16 protein-coding genes are annotated in these 24,130 nt (G+C 71.4%); 8 read left to right on the top strand and 8 right to left on the bottom strand.

Features of this window, described 5'->3' with window-relative positions:
- Positions 1–92: 92 nt before the first annotated feature.
- The 3 genes from JW613_RS09265 (at position 93) to JW613_RS09255 (ending at position 12,748) form a co-directional block, all read left to right on the top strand.
- Positions 93–1,388 carry an MFS transporter gene (locus JW613_RS09265; RefSeq protein ID WP_245225246.1) on the top strand — a complete coding sequence of 432 codons (1,296 nt, stop codon included), beginning with the start codon at positions 93–95 and terminating at the stop codon, positions 1,386–1,388.
- Positions 1,348–12,408 (top strand): non-ribosomal peptide synthetase/type I polyketide synthase, encoded by an 11,061-nt coding sequence (locus JW613_RS09260; RefSeq protein WP_209210216.1) that lies wholly within the window; start codon positions 1,348–1,350, stop codon positions 12,406–12,408. The genes JW613_RS09265 and JW613_RS09260 overlap by 41 nt, the downstream gene beginning before the upstream one ends.
- Before the next feature lie 160 nt (positions 12,409–12,568).
- Positions 12,569–12,748 (top strand): hypothetical protein, encoded by a 180-nt coding sequence (locus tag JW613_RS09255; protein WP_209210215.1) that lies wholly within the window; start codon positions 12,569–12,571, stop codon positions 12,746–12,748.
- A gap of 67 nt (positions 12,749–12,815) precedes the next feature.
- On the opposite strand, the gene JW613_RS09250 is transcribed toward JW613_RS09255, so the two are convergent.
- The 3 genes from JW613_RS09250 to JW613_RS09240 form a co-directional block, all read right to left on the bottom strand.
- Positions 12,816–13,763 (bottom strand): aldo/keto reductase, encoded by a 948-nt coding sequence (locus JW613_RS09250; protein ID WP_245225245.1) that lies wholly within the window; start codon positions 13,761–13,763, stop codon positions 12,816–12,818.
- A gap of 210 nt (positions 13,764–13,973) precedes the next feature.
- A complete protein-coding gene (locus JW613_RS09245; RefSeq protein WP_245225244.1) occupies positions 13,974–15,152 on the bottom strand; it encodes a cation diffusion facilitator family transporter in 1,179 nt (392 codons plus the stop codon).
- A gap of 96 nt (positions 15,153–15,248) precedes the next feature.
- A complete protein-coding gene (locus tag JW613_RS09240) occupies positions 15,249–15,875 on the bottom strand; it encodes a TetR/AcrR family transcriptional regulator (protein ID WP_209210214.1) in 627 nt (208 codons plus the stop codon).
- A 42-nt stretch (positions 15,876–15,917) separates the two neighbouring features.
- On the opposite strand from JW613_RS09240, the gene JW613_RS09235 reads away from it, so the two are divergent.
- Positions 15,918–16,637 carry a 2-oxoglutarate/malate transporter gene (locus JW613_RS09235; protein WP_245225243.1) on the top strand — a complete coding sequence of 240 codons (720 nt, stop codon included), beginning with the start codon at positions 15,918–15,920 and terminating at the stop codon, positions 16,635–16,637.
- 126 nt (positions 16,638–16,763) lie between these two features.
- Here the strand turns inward: JW613_RS09235 and JW613_RS09230 are convergent, their stop codons facing one another.
- Positions 16,764–17,222, bottom strand: a complete 459-nt coding sequence (locus tag JW613_RS09230; RefSeq protein ID WP_209210213.1) for a MarR family winged helix-turn-helix transcriptional regulator — start codon at positions 17,220–17,222, stop codon at positions 16,764–16,766.
- A gap of 135 nt (positions 17,223–17,357) precedes the next feature.
- On the opposite strand from JW613_RS09230, the gene JW613_RS09225 reads away from it, so the two are divergent.
- Together JW613_RS09225 and JW613_RS09220 are read left to right on the top strand one after the other, a co-directional pair.
- Positions 17,358–18,104, top strand: a complete 747-nt coding sequence (locus tag JW613_RS09225; RefSeq protein ID WP_209210212.1) for a dienelactone hydrolase family protein — start codon at positions 17,358–17,360, stop codon at positions 18,102–18,104.
- Between the two features lie 209 nt (positions 18,105–18,313).
- Positions 18,314–18,820 (top strand): DinB family protein, encoded by a 507-nt coding sequence (locus JW613_RS09220; protein WP_209210211.1) that lies wholly within the window; start codon positions 18,314–18,316, stop codon positions 18,818–18,820.
- Positions 18,821–19,144: 324 nt separating this feature from the next.
- On the opposite strand, the gene JW613_RS09215 is transcribed toward JW613_RS09220, so the two are convergent.
- Complete coding sequence (locus JW613_RS09215) at positions 19,145–19,669, bottom strand: winged helix-turn-helix transcriptional regulator (RefSeq protein WP_209210210.1); 525 nt, start codon at positions 19,667–19,669, stop codon at positions 19,145–19,147.
- 128 nt (positions 19,670–19,797) lie between these two features.
- Here JW613_RS09215 and JW613_RS09210 point away from each other — a divergent pair, with 128 nt between their 5' ends.
- Positions 19,798–21,090, top strand: coding sequence for an MFS transporter (locus JW613_RS09210; RefSeq protein WP_209210209.1), 1,293 nt, complete (start codon positions 19,798–19,800; stop codon positions 21,088–21,090).
- A 77-nt stretch (positions 21,091–21,167) separates the two neighbouring features.
- Here the strand turns inward: JW613_RS09210 and JW613_RS09205 are convergent, their stop codons facing one another.
- The gene (locus JW613_RS09205; protein WP_209210208.1) at positions 21,168–21,470 is read right to left on the bottom strand and encodes a helix-turn-helix transcriptional regulator; all 303 of its coding nucleotides are present in this window, start codon (positions 21,468–21,470) and stop codon (positions 21,168–21,170) included.
- Between the two features lie 66 nt (positions 21,471–21,536).
- Between JW613_RS09205 and map the strand changes: the two genes are divergently transcribed.
- The gene (gene map / locus JW613_RS09200) at positions 21,537–22,319 is read left to right on the top strand and encodes a type I methionyl aminopeptidase (protein ID WP_209210207.1); all 783 of its coding nucleotides are present in this window, start codon (positions 21,537–21,539) and stop codon (positions 22,317–22,319) included.
- 170 nt (positions 22,320–22,489) lie between these two features.
- Here the strand turns inward: map and JW613_RS09195 are convergent, their stop codons facing one another.
- Both JW613_RS09195 and JW613_RS09190 read right to left on the bottom strand, forming a co-directional pair.
- Positions 22,490–22,945, bottom strand: a complete 456-nt coding sequence (locus JW613_RS09195) for an SRPBCC family protein (protein WP_209210206.1) — start codon at positions 22,943–22,945, stop codon at positions 22,490–22,492.
- Positions 22,946–23,002: 57 nt separating this feature from the next.
- Positions 23,003–23,884 carry an AraC family transcriptional regulator gene (locus JW613_RS09190; protein WP_209210205.1) on the bottom strand — a complete coding sequence of 294 codons (882 nt, stop codon included), beginning with the start codon at positions 23,882–23,884 and terminating at the stop codon, positions 23,003–23,005.
- Positions 23,885–24,130: the final 246 nt, after the last annotated feature.

The raw sequence follows: 24,130 nt of genomic DNA, 5'->3' as shown, positions 1-24,130 counted from the left end.
AACGCCGTGCTCGCGGTAGCCTCCAGACATCGCCCAACTCCCTGTGCACTGCCATGTATCTGGCTCATGCCCCTATCTACGAGGAGTCTGGATTGAGTCACCTGCATTGGCGTGTGCGCGCTCTTGTGGGCGCGTATGCGGTTTCCGTCTACGGCAACTTTCTCAATCTGATCGCGTTGAGCCTGTTCACGTACGAGGTCACGGGGAGCGGGCTCGGTCTGGGCCTGCTCATGGCGCTGCGGTTGTTCGCGGGAGTGCTGGCCGGGCTGGGAGCCGGAGCGCTGGCGGCCAGGGTGGGGCGCCGGGCCATGATGATCGGTGCGGATCTCGGCCAGGCGGTGGCCATGGTGGTGCTGGCGCTGTCCGCGACGGGCTCGGCTCCGGTGTGGCTGCTGGCTGTCGTCGTGGTGGTGCTCGGTGCCGGAAACACCTTCTTCACCGTCGCGCTGCGCAGTGCGGTCCCGGTGATGGTGGGGCACGAGGCGCGGGTCCGGACCAACGGGCAGTTGACGACGTCTCGTTCCGTGGCCACCGTGGCGGGTTTCGCCTCGGCCGCCCCGATCATCGAACTGGCGGGACACAGCGCCGCGTTCGCCGTGAACGCGGCGACTTTCCTGGTGTCCGCGGTGGCATTGTCGCTGCTGCGGCCCCGTATGGAGGAGGACCGGAAGGGCCCGCAGACCGCGCCGGAGGCGGGAGCCGCTTCGCTGCGGCAGGTGCTGAGGGCGGTGCCCGCACTGCTGCTCGGCATGGTCCTGCTGCGGGGCGTCGACGCGCTCGCGTCCTCGTCGCACAACGTGGCGCTGCCCGTGGTGGCCGACGTGGAGTCGCCGGGAGACCCGGCCCTGTTCATGACGCAGTTCTGGGCTTCCTGGGCGGTGGGCACGTTCCTGGCCCACCAGCTTCTGAAGCGGCGGCACGCCTCGTGGTCGGAGGGCCGGTGGGGGGCGTACGCCTTCGCCGTGGGCACCTGCGTGATGTCGGTGTCCTTCGTGCTGGCCTTCACCGGTCCGGCGCCCCTGCTCCTCATGGCTGTCGCCGGGGTCGCCGGGCTGGCCGACGGGTTCACGGAGATCGTGTACACCTCCCGGCTGCAGGCCGCGCCGGACCGGGAACGCAGCCGTCTGTTCGGGCTGTCGGCCACGGCGGAGACCTCCGGATTCGCCCTGGGCATGGTGGCCGCGGCGGCAGCGCTGGAGATGTGGCCGGCGCTCGCGGTCGTGGGCCTCTTCCACGGGATGGCGCTCTGTGCGGCACTGGCGTTTCTTCTGCTGTCCCTCGCCGCCCGGCGCCGGATGATCGAGCAACCGTACGAAAAGCCGTCACACAGTGAAGGAGCGAACACCCATGGCCCGTGCACGCGGACCGGCCCTGTACCGAGGGCCTGAGCTGGAGCTGACCGACGACGATCCGCTGAACGCGGTCAGCGCCCTGCTGCGTGCGGCGGAGCGCTTCGCGGACGCGGGCGTCGTGACCGTCGACGACGAGGGCCGCACCACCGTGCAGAAGTACCCCGAACTGCTGGCCAGGGCACGACGGATACTCACGGGGCTGCGTGAGCGCGGGCTGCGTCCCGGCGCCGACATCGTTCTGTGCGGGTTACCGCTGGAGGAGTTCTTCCCCGCGTTCTGGGCCTGCCTGCTCGGCGGCGCCAGACCGGTCGCCCTCGCGGAGCGGGCCGAGGCGCACTCCCCGGCCATGGAACGTCTCGGTCACACCTGCGCGTTGCTGGGTGAGCCGCTGGTGGTGACGGACCGGGCCGGCGCGGCCGTGGTGGCCGGGGCAGTTCCGTCCGCACAGGTCGTGGTCGCCGAGGACTGTCTGCGCCGACCGCCCGCGGAGGATCTGCTGGAGCCGGACGGCGCCGATGTGGCGCTGCTCATGCTCTCCTCGGGCAGTACGGGCGTGCCCAAGGCGGCCCGGCTCACGCACCGGGGGCTGAGCGAGTTCGCGGCGAGCAGCCGCCGGATCCTGGATGTGCGGCCGGGCGATACGACCGTGAACTGGCTTCCGGTTGATCACAGCGGGGCGCTCCTGCTCTACCACCTCCTCGAGGTCTTCGTGGGCTGCACAAATGTCCACACGGCGAGTGGCCATGTGCTGGTCGCGCCGCTGCGCTGGCTGGACCTGCTGGAGGAGCACGGAGCGCACCACGCCTGGGCGCCCGCCTTCGCCTACCGGCTGATCGCCGACGCGGTGCGCGAACACCCGGACAGACATTGGGATCTGGGCCGGATACGGACCCTGGTGTGCGGCGGGGAGCAGATCCCGCTGTCGGTGATGGAACGATTCCTCGCCGCGACGGAACCGTTCGGTGTGCGGGACGAGCACATCGTGCCCGTCTGGGGGATGGCGGAGACGGTCACGGCCATCACCTACGGCAACCTCGGCGGTGCGGGGAGCGTGAACCACCTGCGCAAGGACAGCCTCGACGGGGACCTGGTCCGCGTCGGCGAGGACACCGCGGAACAGGACCGCGCCACCTTCGTCGCCGTCGGAGCCCCCGCACACGGGGCGGCGGTGCGCGTCGTGGACCACCACTCGGAGCCCCTGCCGGAGGAGCGGATCGGCAGACTGCAGATACGGTCGGCGGCCCGCGTCACCCCCGGATACGTCAACAACCCCGAGGCGGACCGGGCCGCCTTCCCCGACGGGCCCGACTGGCTCGACACCGGCGATCTGGCCTTCCTCGCCGACGGCCAGGTGACGATCACCGGCAGAAGCAAGGATCTGATCGTCCTCAACGGGCACAACGTCCACGGCCACGAGGTCGAGGACGCGGCCGTCGCCGTGCCCGGCGTACGGGCGGGGGAGATCGCCGCCTGCGGGGTGCCCGACCCGGAGGCCGGCAGTGAGTCGCTGGTCGTGTTCTTCGTCAGCCGAGGCGACGCGGCCGCGGACGAACGGGCCTCCCGGGGCATCAAGGCGGCCGTCTTCACCAGACTCCGGCTCACGGTCGCCCGCGCTGTGCCGGTACCCGAGGCCGAGTTCCCCCGTACCCCGGCGGGGAAGGTGCGCCGGGCACAGCTGCGTGAGCGGCTGCTGGCGGGTGCCTTCGACACCGGCCCGGGGTACGGCACCGGTCTTCCGGGGGGCGGCGCCGATCTGCTGCGCGTGGTACGCGAGGACGCCGCCGCCCTGCTCGGGCACGCGGTGGACACCGACACTCCCTTCTACGAGCTGGGTATGGACTCCCTGGCGCTCACCCGGCTCCGCGGCCGGTTGGAGTCGCGGCTGGCCCGGTCGATACCCCAGTCCGCCTTCTTCGAACACCCCACGGTCGCGGCGCTCGCGGCGTATCTGGCCACAGCCGCGCCGGAACCGCCGCAGCCCCCGCACCCGGAGCGGGAAGCGGCCCCGCTCCCCCGCCCCGGCCAGGCTGCCGCCCCGCACCCGGACCCCACAGCGCCGGAGCACCGCATCGCGATCATCGGCATGTCCGCGCGCTTTCCCGGGGCACCGTCCGTCGCCGCGTTCTGGGCGAACCTCCGCGAAGGCGTCGACAACGTCAGCGTCTTCTCCTCGGGCGGCACCGAGCCGGACCATGTCCCCGTCGGCGGTGTCCTCGACGACATCGAGGGCTTCGACGCGGACTTCTTCGGCATGAGCCCCAAGGAGGCCGGGCTCACCGACCCCGCGCACCGGCTCTTCCTCGAATGCTGCCACCAGGCCCTGGAGGAAGGAGGCTACGCGGCCTCGGCCCCCGGCACCCGCATCGGTGTGTTCGCTGGTTCCGGTATGAATCTGTACGACCACCAGGACGCGCCCGGCGCCACACCCCCGCCTCCGGACGGCGATCCGGCCACCGGCCTGCTGACGGCCATGGGGCGGGAACCGGACTTCCTCGCCACCCGAGTCGCCTACCGGCTCGACCTCACCGGCCCCGCCATCGGTGTGCAGACCGCCTGCTCCACCTCCCTGGTCGCCGTCCATCTCGCGGCGCAGGCCCTGATCAGTGGTGACGCCGACCTGGCGCTCGCCGGAGCGGCCGCCGTGCACACCCCTCAGGAATCCGGCTATCGCAGCCACCCGGGCTCCATCCTGTCGCCGACCGGGCGCTGTCGTGCCTTCGACGCGGACGCCGACGGCACGGTGGGCGGCAACGGGGTCGCCGCCGTACTGCTCAAGCGGCTCGACCGGGCGTTGGCCGACGGTGACACCGTGCACGCGGTCGTCCTCGGTTCGGCCGTCAACAACGACGGGGCGGGCAAGGCCGGGTTCAGTGCCCCCGGGGTGGCGGGCCAGATCGAGGTCGTACGGCAGGCACTGCGCAAAGCGGCGGTCGAGCCGGACACCGTGTCGTACGTGGAGGCGCACGGCACCGGCACCCAGCTCGGGGATCCGGTGGAGTTCGAGGCACTGTCGCGGGCGTTCGGGGAGGGCACGGACCACACCGGGTTCTGCACCCTGGGCTCGGTGAAGCCGTCCATCGGCCATCTCGACAGCTGTGCGGGCATGGCCGGGCTGATCAAGACCGTACTGATGCTGAAGCACCGCACTCTCGTACCGACGCTCCATCTGCGCCGGCCCAATCCGGGGCTCCGGCTGAACGGCGGCCCGTTCGTGCTCGGCACGGAACGGAAACCGTGGTCCGGGCGGCCCGGTGTGCCGCGCAGGGCGGGGGTCAGCGCGCTCGGTGTCGGCGGGACCAACGCGCACGTCGTACTGGAGGAGGCGCCGCCCCGTAGCGCCCCGCGAGCACCAGTGCTCCCCGTGGTCGTGCCCGTCTCCGCGCGGGATCCGCAGGCCCTGGCCGAACTTCTCGACAATCTGCGCGAGCACCTTCGGGCACACCCCGGGCTCGCCCCTTCCGATCTGGCCGCCACGTTGGCCCTCGGCAGGCCCCACCACAGGCATCGCACGGCGGCGGTGGGGCGCACGGGGGAAGAGTTGGCCCGGGCCCTGGAGCGTGCGGCCGACACCCTCACCCAGCCGGCACCTTCGCCGGGACCGCCGGCTTTCGCATACCCGGGGCAGGGCAGTGCCCGCCCCGGCATGGCGCGCGAGATCTACGCCGCGCACCCCGAGGCCCGCCGCGTCCTGGACCTGTGCGAGCAGGTGTACGCCGAGGAGTTCGGCGGCACCCTGCTGCCCGTCCTCCTCGACGACAGTGCAGCGGACAGCGATGTTCCCTGGCCGACGGAGACCGCCCAGCCCGCCCTCTTCGCCCACCAGATGGCTCTCACCGAGCTGTGGCGCGCCTTCGGGATCCGCCCCGCGCTACTGCTCGGACACAGCGCAGGAGAGTACGCGGCGCTCTGTGCCGCCGGTGCGCTGTCCGTCGAGGACGGGCTGCGGATCACCGCGTGGCGCGGCAGGCTGATGCAGCGCGGATGCCCGCCCGGGGCGATGCTGGCAGTACACGCCGATCCGGCGACCGTGCGGCGCCTCGCACAGACGGCAGGAGCAGAACTGGCAGCGGTCAACGGGCCACGCGCCCACGTGGTCTCCGGCCCGGCGGAATCCCTTCGGCAGCTGGAACAGCTGCTCGATCAGGAGGGCGTCCGGTGGCAGCCACTGCCCGTGGACCGGGCCTTCCACTCCGCCGCGCTCGACCCCGTCCTGCCCGAACTCCGCACATACGTCGAGAAGTTGGAGCTGCAGCCGCTGCGGGTCCCGCTGGCCGGCGCGCTCGACGGCGTACTGCGGCCGATCGGCTGGCGGGCCGACGCCGACTACCTGGTACGCCAAGCACGCGAACCGGTCCGCTTCGACCTCGCGGTGGCGACCGCGTCCCGGCAGGGGGCTGCGGACTTCCTGGAAATGGGCGCGGGCAGCGTACTCACCGGTCTGGGCAGGCACTGCCTGCCCGACAGCCGCTGGCTGCCCGGCCAGGGAACCGACCCGGACCCCGGTACGGGCGCGGGTACCGGCACGGCCACGGGTACGGGGCAGTGGCACGGTGTGCTGGCCTCGCTCGGCGAGCTCTACCGCAGGGGCGCCGACCTCGACTGGCGGGCGGTCGCCCGCGACGGCGGCCGCGTCCCGCTGCCCGGCCATCCCCTGCGCCGACGCCGCTTCCCGGTCCCCGGCGCGGCTACGAAGGGCGGTGAGGCCGTTCCGGCGGTGGCGGAATCGGTGGCGCCGCCGCCCGCCGGGAGCCCGGCGCTGGACGAGCCGGCACTGGACGAGGCCGTGGAGAGCATTCGCGAACTGACAGCGCTGAAGCTGGGAGCCACCCGGGCGGATGTCGCACCGGACACGTCCTTCTTCGCGCTGGGCGCCGACTCACTGGCCCTGCTGGGCATGACCACGGAGTTGCAGCGGCGGTACGGAGTGCGTGTCCCGGTCCGAGAGCTGTTCACCGAGTCCGACACTCCGCGCAAGCTCGCCGAGTTCGTCGTACGACTGCGCGGCGGCCCGGACCAGGAGGCCGGAACCGCGCATGGTGCGCCCGCGGAAGGGGCCCGCGAAGACGTGGACGCGCCGGGGCAGCCCCCGGAGGGCGCTCCCGAGACGGCCCCGCGTCCGGCACCCGCGTCGGTGCCCGCACCAGTGCCGCGTCCGGCACCCGCCTCCGCACGGGCGTCGGAGCAGACACCGGAGGAGACACCCAAGGAGACACCGGCGCGCGGCGACGACACCGGGCTCCAAGATGTGCTGGCGCAGCAGCTGCGGCTCGCCGGACAGCTGGTCGACCAGGTCACCGGCCTGATGTCCCGCCAACTGGAGCTCGTCTCGGGTACGTCATCCCCGACCGCCGCGCCCCTCTCCCCACCGAAGGCGCCCGCCACCGCTCCCCTGCCCCAGGCCCCCGTAACCGCGCCCGTACCGCAGGCACCGCCCGCAGCCGCTGCCCCACGGCCGTCGTCCGATGCCCTCCCGTCGGCCTCGGCCGGATGCGACTTCAGCTTGTACTTCTTCGGTGACTACCCCGAGACCGGTACGGCAGACACCTACGCGCTGATCATGGAGGCCGCCGAGTTCGCGGACAGCCACGGGCTGCACGCCCTGTGGTTCCCTGAGCGGCACTTCAACTCCTTCGGTGCGCCGTTCCCCAACCCCTCGGTGCTCGCTGCCGCACTGGCGGCGCGTACCAGCAGGGTCCGCCTGCACGCCGGTTCCGTGGTCCTGCCGCTGCACCATCCGGTGCGCGTTGCCGAGGAATGGTCGGTCGTCGACAACCTCTCGGGCGGCCGAACGGGCCTGTGCTTCGCCAGTGGCTGGCATGCCGGGGACTTCGCGCTCGCCCCGGAGAACTTCGGACGGCACCGCGAGGTGATGTACGAACAGCTGCAGACCGTACGCAACCTCTGGTCGGGAAGGCCGCTGACCATGACCGGCGGCGACGGCGAACCCGTCGAGATCGAGCTGCACCCCCGCCCCGTTCAGGACCAACCGCCGCTGTACGTCGCGGTGGTGGGGAACCCGGACAGCTATCGCCGGGCGGCGGCGGAGGGCCTCGGCATCGTCACCAATCTGATGGCGCAGTCGGTCGAGCAGCTCAGCGAGAACATCGCGCTCTACCGACGTACCCGGGCCGAGCACGGCCACGACCCCGACGCGGGCCGGGTGGTGGTACTGGTGCACACCTACCTCGGTGCGGACACCGAGACCGCCCGCGCAGAGGCCTACCGGCCGTTCATGTCGTACCTGCGCTCCTCGCTCTCCCTCTTCAACCAGGTCACCAACAGCCTCGGCTTCGAAGTCGACCTGGACAACACCCCCGAGGAGGACGTGGACTTCCTGCTCGGCCGGGCCTACCAGCGCTACTGCGACTCGCGTGCGCTGATCGGCGACGAGGAGTCGGCGGCCGGGACGGTACGGCGGCTGACACGAGCCGGTGCAAACGAGATCGCCTGCTTCGTGGACTTCGGCGTACCGGCGGACAAGGTGCTCGCCGCCCTTCCCGCGATCGACCGCCTCCGCACCCGCACATGCCGGACGGCCCCCACGGCTTTGCCGACGCCCGCCAGAAGGGACCTGTCGCCCGCGCAGCGACGGATCTGGTTCATGGAGCAGCTGCACCCCGGCACCAGCATGTACCACGAGCCCAAGGCGATCCGGCTGGAGGGCCCGCTGGACACAGCGAGGCTGAGGTGGGCCCTGCGCCGTACCGTGGCCCGCCAGCCGGCGCTGCGTACCGTCTTCGGCACCGCCGACGGGGTCCCCTACCAGGAGACGCGGACGGACGCCGCGATCGACTGCCCGGTGGAGGACCACACCGGCGCGACCGAGGAGCAGGCCCTGCGCTCCGTTCTGGAGACCGAGGGCCGCCGGATCTTCGACCTGAGTACCGGACCCCTGTTCTCGTGCCGGCTGCTGCGCCTGTCCGACGAGCGGCACCTGCTGTTCCTGCTGGCCCACCACATCGTCTTCGACTCCTCCTCCACGGAGGTGTTCGCCCGCGAGATCGCCGCCCACTACCGCTGTGGACCGGACGGCGATCCCGCGCTGCGCCCTCTCGTCGCCCGGCCGACCGCCCCCGCCGACCCCTCCCGGGTCGCCGAGGCGCTCGCCTTCTGGCGGCGGGAGCTGGCGGACGCACCGGAGCTGACGCTGCCTTCGGACCGGCCCCGACCGCCGGTGCGCTCCGGTGAGGGCGAGAGCCTCACCCATGAGCTGGACGCCCGGCTGACGTCGCGGCTGCGGGAGTTCGCCGCCGAGCGGCGCGCCACCCTTTTCATGGTGCTGACGAGCGCGATCGGCGCCGTGCTCGGCAGGTTCAGCGGGCAGCGGGACATCGTGGTGGGCACGGCTGTCGCCGCCAGGCCGGAGGAGGCCGGGGACGAGATCGGTATGTTCCTCGACACCGTGGCCCTGCGCCTCGACCTGTCCGGCGACCCGGACTTCACCGCGTTGCTGCACCGGGTGCGCGAGCGCAGCACGGCGGCGTACGAGCACCGGGACGTCCCCTTCGACGAACTCGTCAGCGCACTCAATCCGCGTCGTGATCCCGGCCGCAACCCGCTCTTCCAGGTGATGGTGGAGTACGAGAACGAGAGCCGGGTGGACTTCGACCCGCCGCGGCTGACCGCCACTCTCCTCGACACGCCTTCCGCACGCGCGCCCTTCGACCTCGGCATCTATCTGACGCACCACCGCGAGGGCGTGCGGTTCATGGTCGAGTACGACACGGAGCTGTTCGGGCAGAGCGACGTGCGACGGCTCGTGGACTACGTGGAGCAGGTACTGCGGCGGGCCCTCGCCGACCCCGGCGCCCCGCTCTCGGCGCTCACCGCGCTCACGGACGCCGACCGCACGACGCTGGCGCGGCTCGGCCGGCAGCAGGAGCCCTTGCCCGCCGTGGAGGAGACCCTGCACGGCCTGTTCGAAGCGCAAGCACGCCGGACGCCCGACGCCGTCGCGCTGGTGACCGATCAGGGGCAGCAGCTCACCTACGGGGAGCTCGACCAGCGTGCCGACCGCCTCGCCCGCTGGCTGCGCCCGCACGGGGCAGGCCGTGGCGAACGCGTCGCGGTCGTACTGCCGCGCGGCCCCGAGCTGATCACCGCGCTGCTGGGCGTGCTCAAGAGCGGAGCGGCCTATCTGCCGCTCGACGCCTCCCTGCCACCCGCCCGCCTCGCACAGCTCCTGGACGACGGCCGCCCCGTGCTGGTCCTGACGACCGAGGCACTGCTCACCCGGCATCCCGCCCTCCAGCGGTGGCCGGTGAGGACCGTGGAGCAGGCAGCTAGCCAGGAGGAGGCACTGGATCGGAGCCCGGACGAGGACCTCCTCGCCGTTCACCCCGCGGATGCCGCGTACTGCATCTACACCTCGGGCTCCACCGGCCGTCCCAAGGGCGTCGTCGTGCCCCATCGAGGTCCCGTCAACCTGGTCCTCCGCCACCTTGAGCAGCATCCAGCACTGCGGACCCTGCAGTGGACCTCGCCCGCCTTCGACGTCAGCGTCCAGGAGATCTTCACGACGCTGGCGTCCGGAGCAGCGCTCGTGCTCATCGACGACGAGGTGCGACAGGACCCGGCGGCACTGACGGACGCCGTGCAACGCCAGGGAGTCGAGCGGATGTTTATGCCCTGCACCCCGCTGACGTACCTGATGGAGACCGGCCCCCGCATGCCCGCCCTGCGCGAACTGTTCTCCGCGGGCGAGGCGCTGCGGCTCACCCCGGCGTTCCACAGGTTCCTCGCCGCCCATCCGGAGTGCGCCCTCTTCAACCAGTACGGACCGACCGAGACCTCCGTCATCGTCACCTCGCACCGGGTCGACCCCGCCCACGGGGCCTGCCCGCCCATCGGCACACCGATCCCCGGCGTGCGGATCCGGCTGCTCGACGCGGACGGCAGGGAGGTCCCGGTGGGTGCTGTCGGTGAGCTGTATGTGGGGGGTACGGCGGTGTCGTACGGCTACCACGGCCGCCCCGAGGAGACAGCCGCTGCCTTCGAGCCAGTCGGCTCCGGCGAGGAGATGTGCTACCGCACCGGAGACCTGGCCCGCTGGCGGGGAGACGGGACGCTGGAGCACCTCGGCCGCCTCGACGACCAGGTCAAGATCAGGGGCCATCGCGTCGAGCCCGCCGAGGTCCAGCAGGCTCTGACGCGGCAGCCCGGCGTACGTGAGGCCGCGGTGCTGGCCCGCCGCGACAGCCATGGCGAGAGCGAACTCGTCGCCTATGTCGCACTCGCGGGCCCGGACCGGCCGGCTCACCGACCGGACCGCCGGAATCGGCCGGATCAGCCGGATGGGCAGGATCGGCCGGATGGGCAGGATGCCGTCGAAGAGCTGCGGACCGCCCTGGCCGCTGAGCTCCCCGACCACCTGGTGCCCCGGCGCTGGGTGCGGGTGGAGAGGCTGCCGGTGAACGCCGCCGGAAAACTGGACCGCGACCGGCTGCCCGCCCCCCGCGACACCGCGGACACGGCGGACAAGCCCGACGACGAAGGCGAGGAACCGGGCAGTCCCCTGGAGAAGGCCCTCCACGAACTGTGGTGCGCCGAACTCGGCGCCCGCCGGGTGCCGCTGAACCGCTCGTTCTTCGAGCTCGGTGGCCACTCCCTGAGCGCCGTACGGTTGTTGAACCGAATGGCCACGGAACACGGTGTCGAGTTGTCCATGGCGGACTTCTTCCGCGCACCGACCATCCGCGCCGTCGCCCACCGCATCGACCCCGGACCGCGGCGGCCGGTGGAGACGGTGCCCATGCCCGCCACCCTGCGCAGGCTGTGGCGCCGCCACCACGAGCGTGCCGATCCCAGCGTCTACAACGTCGCCCATCGGGTCGATCTGCGAGGTGAGCTGGACCCGCACGCGCTGGCTCAGGCGCTCGAAGGACTCGTACGACGGCACGACGCGCTGCGCAGCAGGGCCGTACGGCACGGCGGTGAGCTCGCGATCGAGGTCCTCGCCGAGGTACCGGTGGAACTCCCCGTCAGCGACCTCACCCGGCTCGGCGACCAGGAGATCGACCAATGGTGCCAGGACCAGGCGAGACACCCGTTCGCGATGGACCGGGCGCCGCTGTTCCGCTTCCGGCTCGGCAGATCGGCCGACGACCGATGGGTCCTGGTCGTCGTCCTGCACCACGCGATCTGTGACGGCTGGTCGATGGGCGTCCTGTGGCGGGAACTGCAGACGCTCTACAACGACGGGGCCGCTCAGCGGCTCCCCCTGCCCGCTGCTCAGTTCACCGACTATGCGCGCTGGGAGAGGGAGCAGCTCGACGACGGTGCACGGCGAGGACGCCTGGAGGCGTTCTGGCAGGCCGAACTCGACGGCGTACCGCTGCGCCTGAACCTGCCCTACGACCACCCGCGACCGGAGATCCTCTCCGGTGCGGGAGCCCTGCATCAGCAGGTGATCGACGGCGCGGTACCTGCCCGTGTCGCCCGAACCGCCGCCCGTCTCGGCACCACGCCGTACGTGGTCCTCGCCGCCGCCTTCGCCACCTGGGCCGCCCGGCTGTGCGGGCACTCCACCGATGTGGTGCTCGCCGCCTCCAGCGCCAACCGGGCCGGCCGCCAGGAGCACGAGGAGGCGGTCGGCCTGCTGGGAGACGCCGTTCTGCTGCGTGCACGCCTTTCCGAAGCCACCGACTTCGCCGAGCTCGCCACCGGCCTCGGACCGACTCTCTTCAACGCCCTCGATCACCAGGTCCTGACGCTGAACGAGGTCGTCCGCCTGCTGGCTCCCGAGGAGGCGGACAGGCTCTACCCCACCGTTCTGTTCACCGTGGTCACCACCCCGCCACCGGCCCTCGACCTGAGAGGAGTCACCACCGCCGTCCGGAGCCTGCCCACCGTCGGAGTCGCCCGCAACGAGCTGTACGTCGTCCTCGAACCCCGGGACGGAAGTATCACCGTCACCTTCGAGTACTCCACAGATCTCTTCGACGCCGCGACGATCGCGCGCTGGGCTCAGGGATTCACGCGGCTGCTGGCCACTGTCACCGACCAACCGACGACCGCCCTCTCGACGCTGCTCACACCGTCGGAGGACAACGTCTGAGAGAACACTCGCCCGCCGTCCGGGCCGGGCCGTCCCCGCCCGGGGACGGCCCGGCGGGTGCATGCCCCGACGCCGGGTTCCCGGGTCGGCGCCAGGTGCTGTCGCCGCAACGGAGCTCGGTGCGGTGCAGTGCACTGCGCACAGCGGGTACACGTGGGACATGAGTGAACGAGACGAGCGACCACAGACACCCGACCTTCCGCCCCCTCCCGAGGCGGGGGAGCTCTCGGAGGACGCAGCGCCGACAGAGGAGGAGGAAGAAGAATCCGCACCCAGCGGCGGCAAGGAGGACGCCGGGGACTACGTACCCGACGAGGCCGCAGGCGAGCCGACGGACTGAGCCCACCGGCCGTGTCCGCAGTGCTCGCCTTCGGCCCCGTCCCACGAGAGGACAAGGTGGAGCAGGCCTACGGGAGAGGGGCGCCACGTGCGGCGACCCACAGCTCGTACCACTCCTGGTGCGTGAGGTCCGGCTCCCGCAGGACCGCGTCCCGGCAGGCGTGGATGCGGTCGGGCCGGGTCGTGCCGACCACCGGTGCGATGGCCGCCGGGTGCCGCTGGAGCCACCACAGCACGATCGTTTCCGCAGTGGTGCCCTTCGACCGGGCCAGTTCGGCGACGAGTTGACCGGCCTGGCCGGAATCGGGGCCGGTGAAGCGCCCGCGGGCGAGCGCTCCCCAGGCCTGCAGCTGAATGCCGTGGGCGGAGCAGAACTGGAGGGTTCCGTGCGGGAAGCCGTTATGGGCGAGGGCGGAGGTGTTCACCAGGACCTCGGACTCGATCCAGTCCCGGTGGTCGAGGCTCATCTCCAGCTGATTCACGACCAGCGGGAGATCGAGATGGGCCTGCAGGTGGGCGATCTGGGCGCCGCTCATGTTGGAGACGCCGAACTGCCGCACCAGCCCCTGGCCGTGAAGGTCGGTGAGAGCCGCTGCGATCTCCGCGGGAGGGGTGAGGGGGTCGGGACGGTGCAGGAGGAGGACGTCGATGACGTCGGTGCGCAGCCGGTGCAGGCTCTCCTCCACTCGGCGCGCGATGGTGGCCCCTCGCAGGTCGTAGCGGCCGACCTGGTGCTCGGCGGGGAGGCGGATGCCGCACTTGGTCTGGAGCACGATCTGCCCGCGTAGTTCGGGGTTCCGGTCCAGGACTTCACCGAAGACGGCCTCGGACTTGCCGTGCTGGTAGATGTCGGCGAGGTCGAAGACGGTGATACCGGCTTGTCGCGCGGCGTCCACGGCGGCTTCGGCCTGGGCGATGTCATCCGCTGTGTACGGTTCGGTGTCCCACCCGCCACCGAGGCCCATGCATCCGTAGACGAGTCGGGCGTCGTGCACATCCATCCGCGTCCCCGGCATCCAGCAGCCTCCTTCTTGCCCGCACCGGCTCTTCCACCGGCCTTGCTGCACCGGGTGTGCCCGGTTGCCCGGGTGACGCCGGTCAGTGTTCAACCTAGCGGGGACGCTCGGCCCGCAGGCGGGCGGTCCCTGCGCGGAGCGGACGCGTACCGACGCGCCATGCGCTGCGCACATCCCCGCACCGGCCGGTCGGGCTCCCTCGGCGGCCCGTCAGCCATCGGTGGCGCGGCCGTTCTCGGCCGCCTCGGCGGCGCGTTCGATCTCCTCGCGGACGTGCCGGGCCCGGCGGCGGTCACCGCGGGTGGCGTCGGTCACGTCCAGGAAGATGTGGTCGACGTCGGCGCACTGTGCGGCGAGGTTCTGCTTGACGCGGACCAGAGCGTCCTCGACGTGCTCGCTGTCCACGCCGGGCACGAGGTCGACCCGTGCGGCCAGCAGCACCGAGTCGGGGCTCATCCGCATCGTGAGCACCTCGATGACGGCGTCGATCTCCGGCTGCTCGTCCAGCAGCTCGATGATCTCCCGTTGGAGCTCCGGCTCGGCCGCCTCGCCGATGAGCTGGTCCTTCGCGCTGCGGCCCAGGGCGAAGGCGATATGGACGAGCAGTACGCCGATCAGCAGCGACGCCACCCCCTCGTACCAACCCTGGCCGGTCGCCATGTGCAGTGCCATACCGGCTATGGCCAGCAGTACGCCCAGGCATGCCGCGCCGTCCTCCGCCAGGACAGTCCGCAGCGCCGGGTCGCCGCTGTGCCGTACTTCGGCGGTCATCGACCGGGTCTCCTCCTTGGCCCGGCCCCGCGCCTGGAGCAGCGCCCGGGCGAGCGAGGTGCCCTCGGCGAGCAGCGCCACGAAGAGCACGACAAGGCCCATCAGGTACCCGGTGAACGTCTCCTCGCCGCTGGAACTGAACGCCTCGAATGCCTGGAAGAAGGAGAAGCAGCCACCGGTGACGAAGATGCCGACGGCGGCGAGCAGCGACCAGAAGAACCGCTCCTTACCGTAGCCGAACGGATGTGCGTTGTCGGCGGGCCTGCGGCTGCGCCGGAGGGACGCGAGCAGAAAGACCTCGTTGAGGCTGTCGGCCACCGAGTGCGCGGCTTCCGACAGCAGCGCCGGTGAGGCCGCGACGAAGCCGCCGACCAGTTTGGCGACCGCGATGAGCAGATTGGCGCCCAGCGCGACCCACACGGTCGTCCTGGTCTCGCCGTCCCGCTGGGCAGCTGCGGAGCCCGGCTCTGCGGGCCGGGTCTCGCCGAGATCCCGTTCTTCGGACCGGACGTGGACGAAAGGCGCACCGTCCCGCCCGCTCTCATGGACCGCCGTCCCGCAGACCGTCTCCGCGCTCTGCGTCACCTCGTCCATCTGCTCCTCGACCTCTCTCGTCATCGGGTACGGGGTCCCCGGGGACGGATCAGCGAGTACCCGGCGCCGGATCGGCGAAGCGGGTCGGTTGCCGGGCCGTCCGTGGCCGGCCCCGGAGCGTCAGCCCAGCAGCTCCCGGGCCAGTGCTCCGCTCCACCACTGCTCGACCTGGTCGGGCGACCAACCGCGCTCCGCGGTGAGTACGGCGTAGACGTCGATGTTGCACACAGCCGCGTAGATGTCCGCTGCCGAGGTCACGTCCAGGCCGCGCCGGAGGACATCGGCGGGCCAGGACGAGAACACCTGCACCCGCGTCTCGTCGGCGCGGGCGCGGCCTTCGCGGTAGAGCGCGGCCAACTCCGGCTCGGTGCGGCCCGCCTCGCGGATCAGGTTGATGATGTCGCCTGCCCGCTCGAAGAGCCGCCGGTCGTATGCGGCCATCGCCGCCAGCTGCGCGGCGGGGTCCGCACCGGGCCGCTCCAGCTCCGCGACCAGTTGCGCCACATCGGCCGACAGGTCGGCCGCGTCGGCCAGTGCCCGGGTCAGTTCCGCCTTGTTCCCGTACGCGGCGTAGACGGTGGGTGCGGAGACCCCCGCCTCGCGCGCCACCTCCCGCACGGTAGTCACCGCCCATCCCTGGGAGACGAACAGCCGACGGGCGGCGCGGGCGATGTCCGCGCGGGTCTCCTGCGCCTGCGCCGTACGGCGCAGCGAGTCGTAGCGGCGTCGTCCCGGCTCCGTGCTCATGCTCCTTGCACCCCTTCGCTTTACGACCCTTATAATGAATAGATGATACGTCAAAAAGCCTGGTGGACCGCCATGAGCTTCCCCCGTCTCGCCGGTGTCGCCGCCTTCGGGTTCGCCTTCCTGATCGTCATGGGCAATGTGGTCGTGGCCCCTGCCGGTCTCCCCCGCACCGGTGCCGACATCGCCGAAGTCACCTCGTTCTTCGGCACGGAAGGCGGCCTGGTGGGCGTGGGGTCCGCCCTCACTCCCGCCGCCTGGGCGCTGGCCACGCTGTTCGGCGCGGGCGCGGTCGCCGCACTGCGGCAATCGGAAAGCGCGCGCGGCGAGGCGTGGTCACTGGTCGGGTTCGCCGGCGTCGTCCTGCAGAACGCCGCCTTCGCCGGGGTCATCGCGATCCGCCTGGCCATCGCGTCGACGACCTCCCAGGACACCAGCGCGACACTGGGGCTGTGGGCACTGCACGACGCGCTGTTCACCCTCAACGGCACCTTCCTGGCGCTCGCTCTCGTCGGCCTGTCCATCGGCGGTCGACGGGCCGGACTCATCCGGCCGTGGCACCGCACATGGGGACTCCTGTCGGCGGCGCTGCTGTTCACCTCGGCGACCCTCGCCCCGCTGGTCATCGACCACACCGGACCGCTCGGGCTGCTCGGCCTCTTCGGCTGGCTGATGTGGGTGGTGTGGCTGGCCGCATACGGCACCCCCCTGATCCGCCACGCCCCCGTCCCCTCCCCCGCCCCACGCCACGCGACAGTCGGCTGACCGCCCGGAATCGGCTTCCACCGACCCGGGCAGCACTGTGCCGCGTACGCCGGGCCTGCTCGTCTCCTCGTCACCCGGCGAGTGGCCGGGGGCGCCTCACCCAGGGCCTCGTCCAGGGGGCGCGGCTCAGGAGGCCCGGGTGTGGTGGTCCAGCAAGCGAGTGAGCAACTGGAGGAACTGGTCGCGTTCGGCCGTACTCAGCGGAGCGAGCAGTTCGTCGTGGAGGTCGTCCAGGATCCTGTCGAGGTGGCGTAGTCGGCGGCGGCCCCGGACGGAGATCGTGATGACGTTGCGGCGCCGATCGTCGGGATCCGGTACCCGCTCGACGAGGTCACGCTCGGCCAATTCCTTGACGACGCCGACCATGTCGCTGCGGTAGATGCCGGAGCGCCTGCTCAATTCCGCCTGGCTACCCGGCCCGTACTCCTGCAGTGAGGCGAGCACAGCGTAGTGCCACTTGCGGCCGTCGGCCCTGGCCAGCCCCTCGTTGATCAGCCGGTCCGACCGCATGGTGAGCTGCGACAACAATCGGCTCGCCCGCCGCCGCAGCCTGTCGGGCGTCTTGCGCGCGCCGTCGTCGGACATGTCCGCAGTTTGATCTCCGTCCACGGTCACAACCCTATCCGTTGCGTTAGTCCCACTAACGATGTACGTTCACTCGCGCCTCGAAGGCGTTGGTGGGACCAACGCTGGCGGGGCGGACTCCACGGAAGGACGACCTTGCCCGACAAGACAGTGCAGATTCCCACCCCGGACGGCCGCGCCGACGCCTTCGCCGCCTTCCCCGACGGTGACGGGCGGCACCCGGGGGTGCTGATGTACGCGGACGCCTTCGGTATCCGTCCCGTGCTACGGGAGATGGCCCGCGAACTGGCCGACCACGGGTACTACGTACTCGTCCCCAACTTCTTCTACCGGCACGGTCCGACACCGGTGATCGAACTCCCCGAGCACATCGGAGAAGACGTCCGCCCCGCGACCATCGCCCAACTGATGCCCCTGATCGAGGCGCACACCGCCGAGCGCATCCTGAGCGACGCCGACGCCTGTCTCAGCTTCCTCACCGCCCAGCCCGAGGTGGCGGCCGGACCGGTCGCGGTGACCGGCTACTGCATAGGCGGACTCCTGGCGCTGCGCACCGCCTCCGCCCACCCCGACCAGGTGGCCGCCGTCGCCAGCTTCCACGGCCCAGTGGGCGCGGACGGGCCCGACGACCTGCGACGCCTTCTCTCCCCGCTCACGGCCCAGGTCCACCTCGGCCACGCGGAAACGGACATGACGCCCGAGTCCCTGGCCGAGCTCAACCAGGCTCTGGACGCCGCGGGTGTCCAGTACACCTCCGAGATCTATCCCGGCACCGTCCACGGCTTCACCATGTCCGACACCGACGCCTTCGACCCCGCCGCGCTGCAGCTTCATTGGGACCGCCTGCTCCCCCTCCTGGACCGCACCCTCACCCACAGCTGACGCTCCGATGCGCAAGCCGGGCGAGCCCAGGCGCGGTACGAGCACGCGCCGCCATCGCCTTACCTGGCGACAGCCCTGGTGACAGCCACCTCGATGTCGAGCCGGCGTCGAGCCGTGATGCCGGCTCGACGCCCTCGGAGATCTCGTGCCCGACGGGGAGGGCGCGCGCGGGGTGGCCAGTGGAAAGGTGTCCTTGCCATCCTTGTGCGGTGAACGATGACCAGCGCACACCTCCCTCGAAGGTGGCCGACGACCGCGCGTCGCTCACCTCGTTCCTCGACCACCAGCGGGCCACCCTGGCCATGAAGTGCCAAGGGCTGACCGGCGAACAGCTGAAACAGAGGGCGATCCCGACCTCACAGCTCACCCTCTTGGGCCTGGTACGCCACGCGGCGTCCGTCGAGCGAAGCTGGTTCCGCTTCGCCCTGAACGCCGAGGATGTCGGGCCGCTGTGGCCCGGCGAGGTCGACGGCACGGCCGCCGAGTTCCATGTCGAGGACGCCGACGCGGACGAGGCGTTCGAAGTCTGGCATGAGGAGTGCGTCCGTGCCCGTGCCGTCGCCTCTTCGTTCGCCTCCCTCGACGACACCGTCGACTGCGGCGGGGTGACCATCTCGCTGCGCTACGTCCTCACCCACATGATCGAGGAGTATGCGCGGCACAACGGCCACGCCGACCTGCTGCGCGAAGCGATCGACGGAGCCGTCGGCGAGTAGCCGCAGAGTCCTGCCCATGTTCACCAGCATTCACCAGCACGCTGGATGCTCTGCGGGCTTCTTGGGCACGGCTGCGTGCGCGCGGCCGGCCCGGCCCGATGCGTAGCACGCGGGCCTTCTCCGGCACGGGTTCGAACTGCGGCGATTCCCCGCGCTCCGCTGCCGTGTTCACGATCGACAGAGGCTCTTGGCCCCTGCCGACGGCCAGGTGCAGCTTGATGGCGAACCCACCGCGCGAGCGCCCCAGTCCCTGATCATTCATCGTTCAAGATCTACATTCGATACACGTCCTGGCCCCCCGGCCTCGTCAAGCGGTTCCGCCCGTCACCGCTTGCGCTGCCTCGACTGCCTCCCGGGCTTTCCGCTCTTCCCGGTCTTCCCAGCCTGCCCGGTCTTCTCCGTGTCCTCCACCTTCTCCACCGCGGTGTCCGGGGGCGCCACCGGTTGTCCGTCCGCCGCTTTGACCTCGAGGCGACGCAGCGGTCGGCCGGTACGGCGGTCGAGCAGACGGGAGTGGGGCTCACCGGGGGCGAAGCACTGGTCCTCGCCCCACTGGCGCAGGGCGACGATCACCGGAAACAGGGCTCGGCCTCTGTCCGTGAGGACGTACTCGCGGTGGGACGCGCCCTCGGACGCAGGCGCACCGCGCAGCACTCCGGCCTCCTCCAGCGTCCGCAGCCGGGCGGCCAGAATGTTCTTGGCGATGCCCAGGCTTCGCTGGAACTCGCTGAAGCGGCGGCTGCCGTCGAAGGCGTCCCGCACGATCAGCAGCGACCATCTGTCTCCGATGACGTTCACCGACCGGGCGACGGGACAGGGGTCGTCGTCGAAACGGATGCGGGCGACCATTCGGCTCCTTCCCCGGGACTCCACGGGGTCTCCGGCTCTCCGGCTCTCCCCATGCTGGTTGCAACATGCTACCTCGTACGGCTACGGTCACGCCGGTAGCAAGATGCAACCGATTGGGAGGCGTACCCATGGCGATCGAGTGCTCGGGCAGGGCCGACGAGGCGAGCGGGCCCGGTGACCGCGCGACGCCGGTGCCGACAGCGGCGCCGGACCTGTCGCCACCCGCCCGACTCGTGCCGCTCCTCGCACTGGCCTGCGGCAGCTCCGTCGCCACGGTCTACTTCGCCCAGCCCCTCCTGGTGACCCTCGGCGAGCGGTTCGCGCTCGGCCCCGCACTGCTCGGCACCATCGTCACCGTCACCCAACTCGGCTATGCGGCAGGCCTGTTGCTGCTCGTTCCGCTCGGTGACCTGCTCGACCGACGCCGGCTGATCACCGCACAGCTCGGGCTGCTGGCGCTCGCTCTGCTGGGCGCCGGGCTGGCGCCGGGCGCGGCGGCGCTGCTCGGTGCGCTCGCCGCAGTCGGACTGCTCGCCGTCGTCGCCCAGACGATGGTCGCGGCCGCGGCCGCGCTGACCACGCCCGCCCGGCGCGGCCGCGCCGTGGGCACCGTCACCGGCGGCATCGTCACCGGCATCCTGCTGGCCCGCGCCGCCGCCGGTGCCCTTGCCGACCTCGCCGGCTGGCGGGCGGTGTACCTGGTGTCCGCCGGCGTCACCGCCCTGCTCGCCGTGCTGCTGCGCCGCGCCCTGCCGTCGACCCTGCGGCCGGCCATGCCGCCGTCCGAGGGGGCCGGAAAGATGTCGTACGGACGGCTGGTGGCCTCGACCGTCACCCTGTTCGTCCGGCATCCGCTGCTGCGGATCCGCGGCGCGCTCGCCCTCCTGGTGTTCGCGGCCTTCAGCACGCTGTGGAGCACCGTGGCGCAGCCGTTGAGCGGTCCGCCGTGGTCGCTGTCGCATACGGCGATCGGCGCGTTCGGGCTCGCCGGAGCGGCCGGGGCCGCCGCCGCAGGAGTGGCCGGACGCTGGAACGACCGGGGGTTGGCCCAGCGCACGACCGGCGCCGGTCTCGCCCTGCTGACGCTGTCCTGGCTTCCGATCGGCCTGACGGGGCAGTCGTTGTGGGCGCTGGCGGGCGGTGCGGTCCTGCTGGACTTCGCCGTACAAGCCGTCCACGTCACCAACCAGACCATGATCCACGCCGTCCGACCCGACGCGGGCAGCAGGATCATCGGCGGCTACATGGTCTTCTACTCGGCGGGCAGCGGCCTCGGTGCCCTCGGCTCCTCGCTCGCCTATGCGGTGGCGGGCTGGCCGATGGTGACGGCCCTCGGCGCGGCGTTCAGCCTCGCCGCCCTGCTCCTGTGGGCAACGACCCGCCGCACGACCGTGGTCGGACCGACCGGGGACATCGGTTGACAGCCGCGCCGCCCACGCCTTCCCACTTGTCGACATCTGCTACGTCTGCGACGCACGCGCAGCCGGGGGATGCGGCTTTACGCGGTCAACTGCCCGGGGGTGTGGTGACCGACGTCGGCCGGTCCAGCGCCGCGTTCGGGCCGGCTGATCTCGGCCCACACCGCATCGAGGGAGAGGCCGAGGACATCGGCGATCGCCGCGATGGTCGGGAAGGCAGGGGTGGCCACGCGGCCCGACTCGATCTTCCGGAGGGTCTCCGGTGAGACACGTGCGTCGAGCGCGACATCGAGCATCGAGCGCTCTCCCCTGGCTCGACGCAGGAGGGCGCCGAGGCGCTGTCCACGTTCGACCTCTGCGGGAGTGAGCGGCAACCTGACCATGACTCCCATACTAATACCGGTATAGTATGGCCGGTATAGTTATTGGTTGCATCGGAAGGGCGCCGCATGATCGAGATCCTGAACCCCACCCTGTTGAGCCGGGCCACAGACACGGGCGCCCTGGTCGCCGACATCCTGCAGACGCTGAAGAACCGCAGCGCGGTCGGCACGAATCTGCTGGACATCGACCGGTGGGCGAAGAGCATGATCGTCGATGCGGGAGCGCAGTCCTGTTACGTCGACTACGAACCGTCCTTCGGGCGCGGCCCGTTCGGCCACTACATCTGCACGGCCGTCAACGACGCCGTGCTCCACGGACGGCCCTACGACTACAAGCTCGCCGACGGCGATCTGCTGACACTCGACCTCGCCGTGTCCCGACGCGGAGTCGCCGCGGACGCCGCCATCAGCTTCATCGTGGGCAAGGCAGCGCCCTCGGAGAGCGTCGCGCTGATCAGTACGACCGAGCGCGCGCTGGCAGCGGGGATCGCCGCTGCCGGGCCCGGGGCTCGCATAGGTGACATCTCCCACGCCATCGGCACGGTCCTCAGCGAGGCCGGGTACCCGATCAACACCCAGTTCGGAGGCCACGGCATCGGATCGACGATGCACCAGGACCCGCACGTTCCGAACACCGGACGCCCCGGCCGGGGATACAAACTGCGCCCTGGACTGCTGCTGGCACTGGAGCCGTGGATCATGGCGGACACCGCTGAACTCGTCACCGACGCCGACGGGTGGACGCTACGAAGTGCGACAGGCTGCCGGACAGCACACAGTGAGCACACGATCGCCATCACCGACGACGGAGCCGAGATCCTCACCCTGCCGAAACAGGCGCAGCCGTGAGGCCGAAGCTCCCGGGCCACGTTCCGCTGCGCCGAAGCGTCGCATCGCGGACCGAGCTTTCGAAGACGAATGCCCGAAGCGGAGCCGGCCAGATCGCCCTCACGGCTGCCGTCGCGCCTGGGTGAGCATTGCGGGAGAACGGGGCAGCAGACCGGGTGCCCGGCGGGCGCTCACCCGGCCGGGCCCCGGTCAGCCGTCTCGCCGGCGTAGGTTGCCAGGCCGTCGACCATCCGCTGCATGAAGCGGGTGAGGTACCACCGCCACAGCGGTCCCGAAAGGGGCAGCTTGGGCTCGAAGCCGGCCGACCAGGTGATGTCGGTACCGCCCTGCGGTGCCTCGGCGAGTTCCACGGTGCCCCGATAGGAGCGGAACGGGCCGCTCACGTTCTCGTAGCCGAAGCGCCGGTCGGGGACCAGCTCGACGATGCGTTCCCGGGAGACCGCCCGGCCGGTACGGAAGATCCGGGTGTCACCGACGCCCTGCCGCTCCCCGGGGTCACTGCCGTCCTCGATCTCGACGGCGTCGATCGGCGACCACGACGGCCAGGTGGCCGCGCGGACGAGCGCGGTGAAGACGGTCTCGGGGTTCGCCCGGGAATGTGCGGTGACGGCGTAGTTGTACGGCATTCCCTCACGCTAGGGCCGGGTGCGCCGGTGGGGGGATGCGCACGATTGCGCACCCGTCTACGCATTCTTGCGGTACACCGACGGTCGGACGCCCATGTGCGCCAGGAACGCCGACGACAGGCTGCCGGGGCTGGAGAATCCGCAGCGTTCGGCGATCTGCGCGACAGTGAGCTCCGTGTCGGCGAGCAGCCGCCCAGCCTGCTCGATCCGCAGTCCGGTGAGATACCGGTGCGGCGTCCGGCCGGTGGCGTCGCGGAAGACGCGGACGAAGTGATAGACGCTCAGATGCACTTCGGCGGCGATGTCGGCGAGCGTCAACGGGTCGGCGAGGCGGTCCCGCATGACGGCGATGGCTTCGCGGACGGCCTGGTGCTCGGGACCCGGGAGGCGGTGGTCCCGGCCTCGCGTCAGCAGATGTGTCACGAGGAACGCCGCAGCCGACTCCGCGTACAGGTCGTCGGCGTTCTCGGCGCTCGGCAACGCGCGCATCACCTGCTCGACGACCGCGTCTCCCCCGGACAGAGCGGCCCGCAGCGCCGCGAAGTCGGGGGCGGGCCCGCCCAGTTCGGCCGCGGTCCGCTCGACCGTGGCCCGTGGAACGTGTACCTGGACGCTCCGCATCGCGGAGGTCGCGCGGTAACCGCGCACGGTCGAGTGGCCGGGGACCATGAGCTCCAGACGGCCGGGGACCCAGCGTCGCCGCACCGCCCTCCCGCCGTCGCGCACCCGCATCACCGCGTCCCCGCCGGTGCAGAGGACCAGATGCAGATCGGACACCCCGGGCAGCGGAACGGACTCCGCCTCCCGGGCGTGGGTGAAGCTCTGTACGAGCATCGACCGCCATCCGGCGGCGTGCCAACTGCAATAGGTGCGCCGCACGAGTTCGCCGGTGTCGAAATCCGCGTACGGCGCCAGGTCGAAGTCAGGCGAGTCGAACACCCCGCCACTCTATGTCCGGCCCCGCCCCGGTCCTCGGGCCGCTGACGCGGAGACCGGGAGGGCCCACCACGATTCCGAGCTGTGCGGTCATCCGGCGCTCAGCCGTGCGACACCGGCCGGCGGGGCGCCGCCGTTGTGGTGGTGGCGTGCACTGCTGCGGTGCGGCCGGTCGCCGCCGGCCCCTTTCGGCGGAGTCTCCTCGCGTACGCAGTACGCCCCGGTCGCGGCCGCGCGCGATGTGTTGAC

The sequence above is a fragment of the Streptomyces smyrnaeus genome (assembly GCF_017676345.1).
GTDB lineage: Bacteria > Actinomycetota > Actinomycetes > Streptomycetales > Streptomycetaceae > Streptomyces > Streptomyces smyrnaeus.
This window is presented reverse-complemented; position numbering and strand designations above follow the sequence as displayed.

Excerpts from the sequence above, each read along its gene's own strand:
- JW613_RS09205 (WP_209210208.1), bottom strand. The coding sequence starts at position 21,470 with ATGGTCAGGTTGCCGCTCACTCCCGCAGAGGTCGAACGTGGACAGCGC.
- JW613_RS09235 (WP_245225243.1), top strand. The coding sequence starts at position 15,918 with ATGATACGTCAAAAAGCCTGGTGGACCGCCATGAGCTTCCCCCGTCTC.
- JW613_RS09245 (WP_245225244.1), bottom strand. The coding sequence starts at position 15,152 with ATGACGAGAGAGGTCGAGGAGCAGATGGACGAGGTGACGCAGAGCGCG.
- JW613_RS09260 (WP_209210216.1), top strand. The coding sequence starts at position 1,348 with ATGGCCCGTGCACGCGGACCGGCCCTGTACCGAGGGCCTGAGCTGGAG.
- map (WP_209210207.1), top strand. The coding sequence starts at position 21,537 with ATGATCGAGATCCTGAACCCCACCCTGTTGAGCCGGGCCACAGACACG.
- JW613_RS09215 (WP_209210210.1), bottom strand. The coding sequence starts at position 19,669 with ATGGTCGCCCGCATCCGTTTCGACGACGACCCCTGTCCCGTCGCCCGG.
- JW613_RS09255 (WP_209210215.1), top strand. The coding sequence starts at position 12,569 with ATGAGTGAACGAGACGAGCGACCACAGACACCCGACCTTCCGCCCCCT.
- JW613_RS09230 (WP_209210213.1), bottom strand. The coding sequence starts at position 17,222 with ATGTCCGACGACGGCGCGCGCAAGACGCCCGACAGGCTGCGGCGGCGG.
- JW613_RS09250 (WP_245225245.1), bottom strand. The coding sequence starts at position 13,763 with ATGCCGGGGACGCGGATGGATGTGCACGACGCCCGACTCGTCTACGGA.
- JW613_RS09240 (WP_209210214.1), bottom strand. The coding sequence starts at position 15,875 with ATGAGCACGGAGCCGGGACGACGCCGCTACGACTCGCTGCGCCGTACG.
- JW613_RS09195 (WP_209210206.1), bottom strand. The coding sequence starts at position 22,945 with ATGCCGTACAACTACGCCGTCACCGCACATTCCCGGGCGAACCCCGAG.
- JW613_RS09210 (WP_209210209.1), top strand. The coding sequence starts at position 19,798 with ATGGCGATCGAGTGCTCGGGCAGGGCCGACGAGGCGAGCGGGCCCGGT.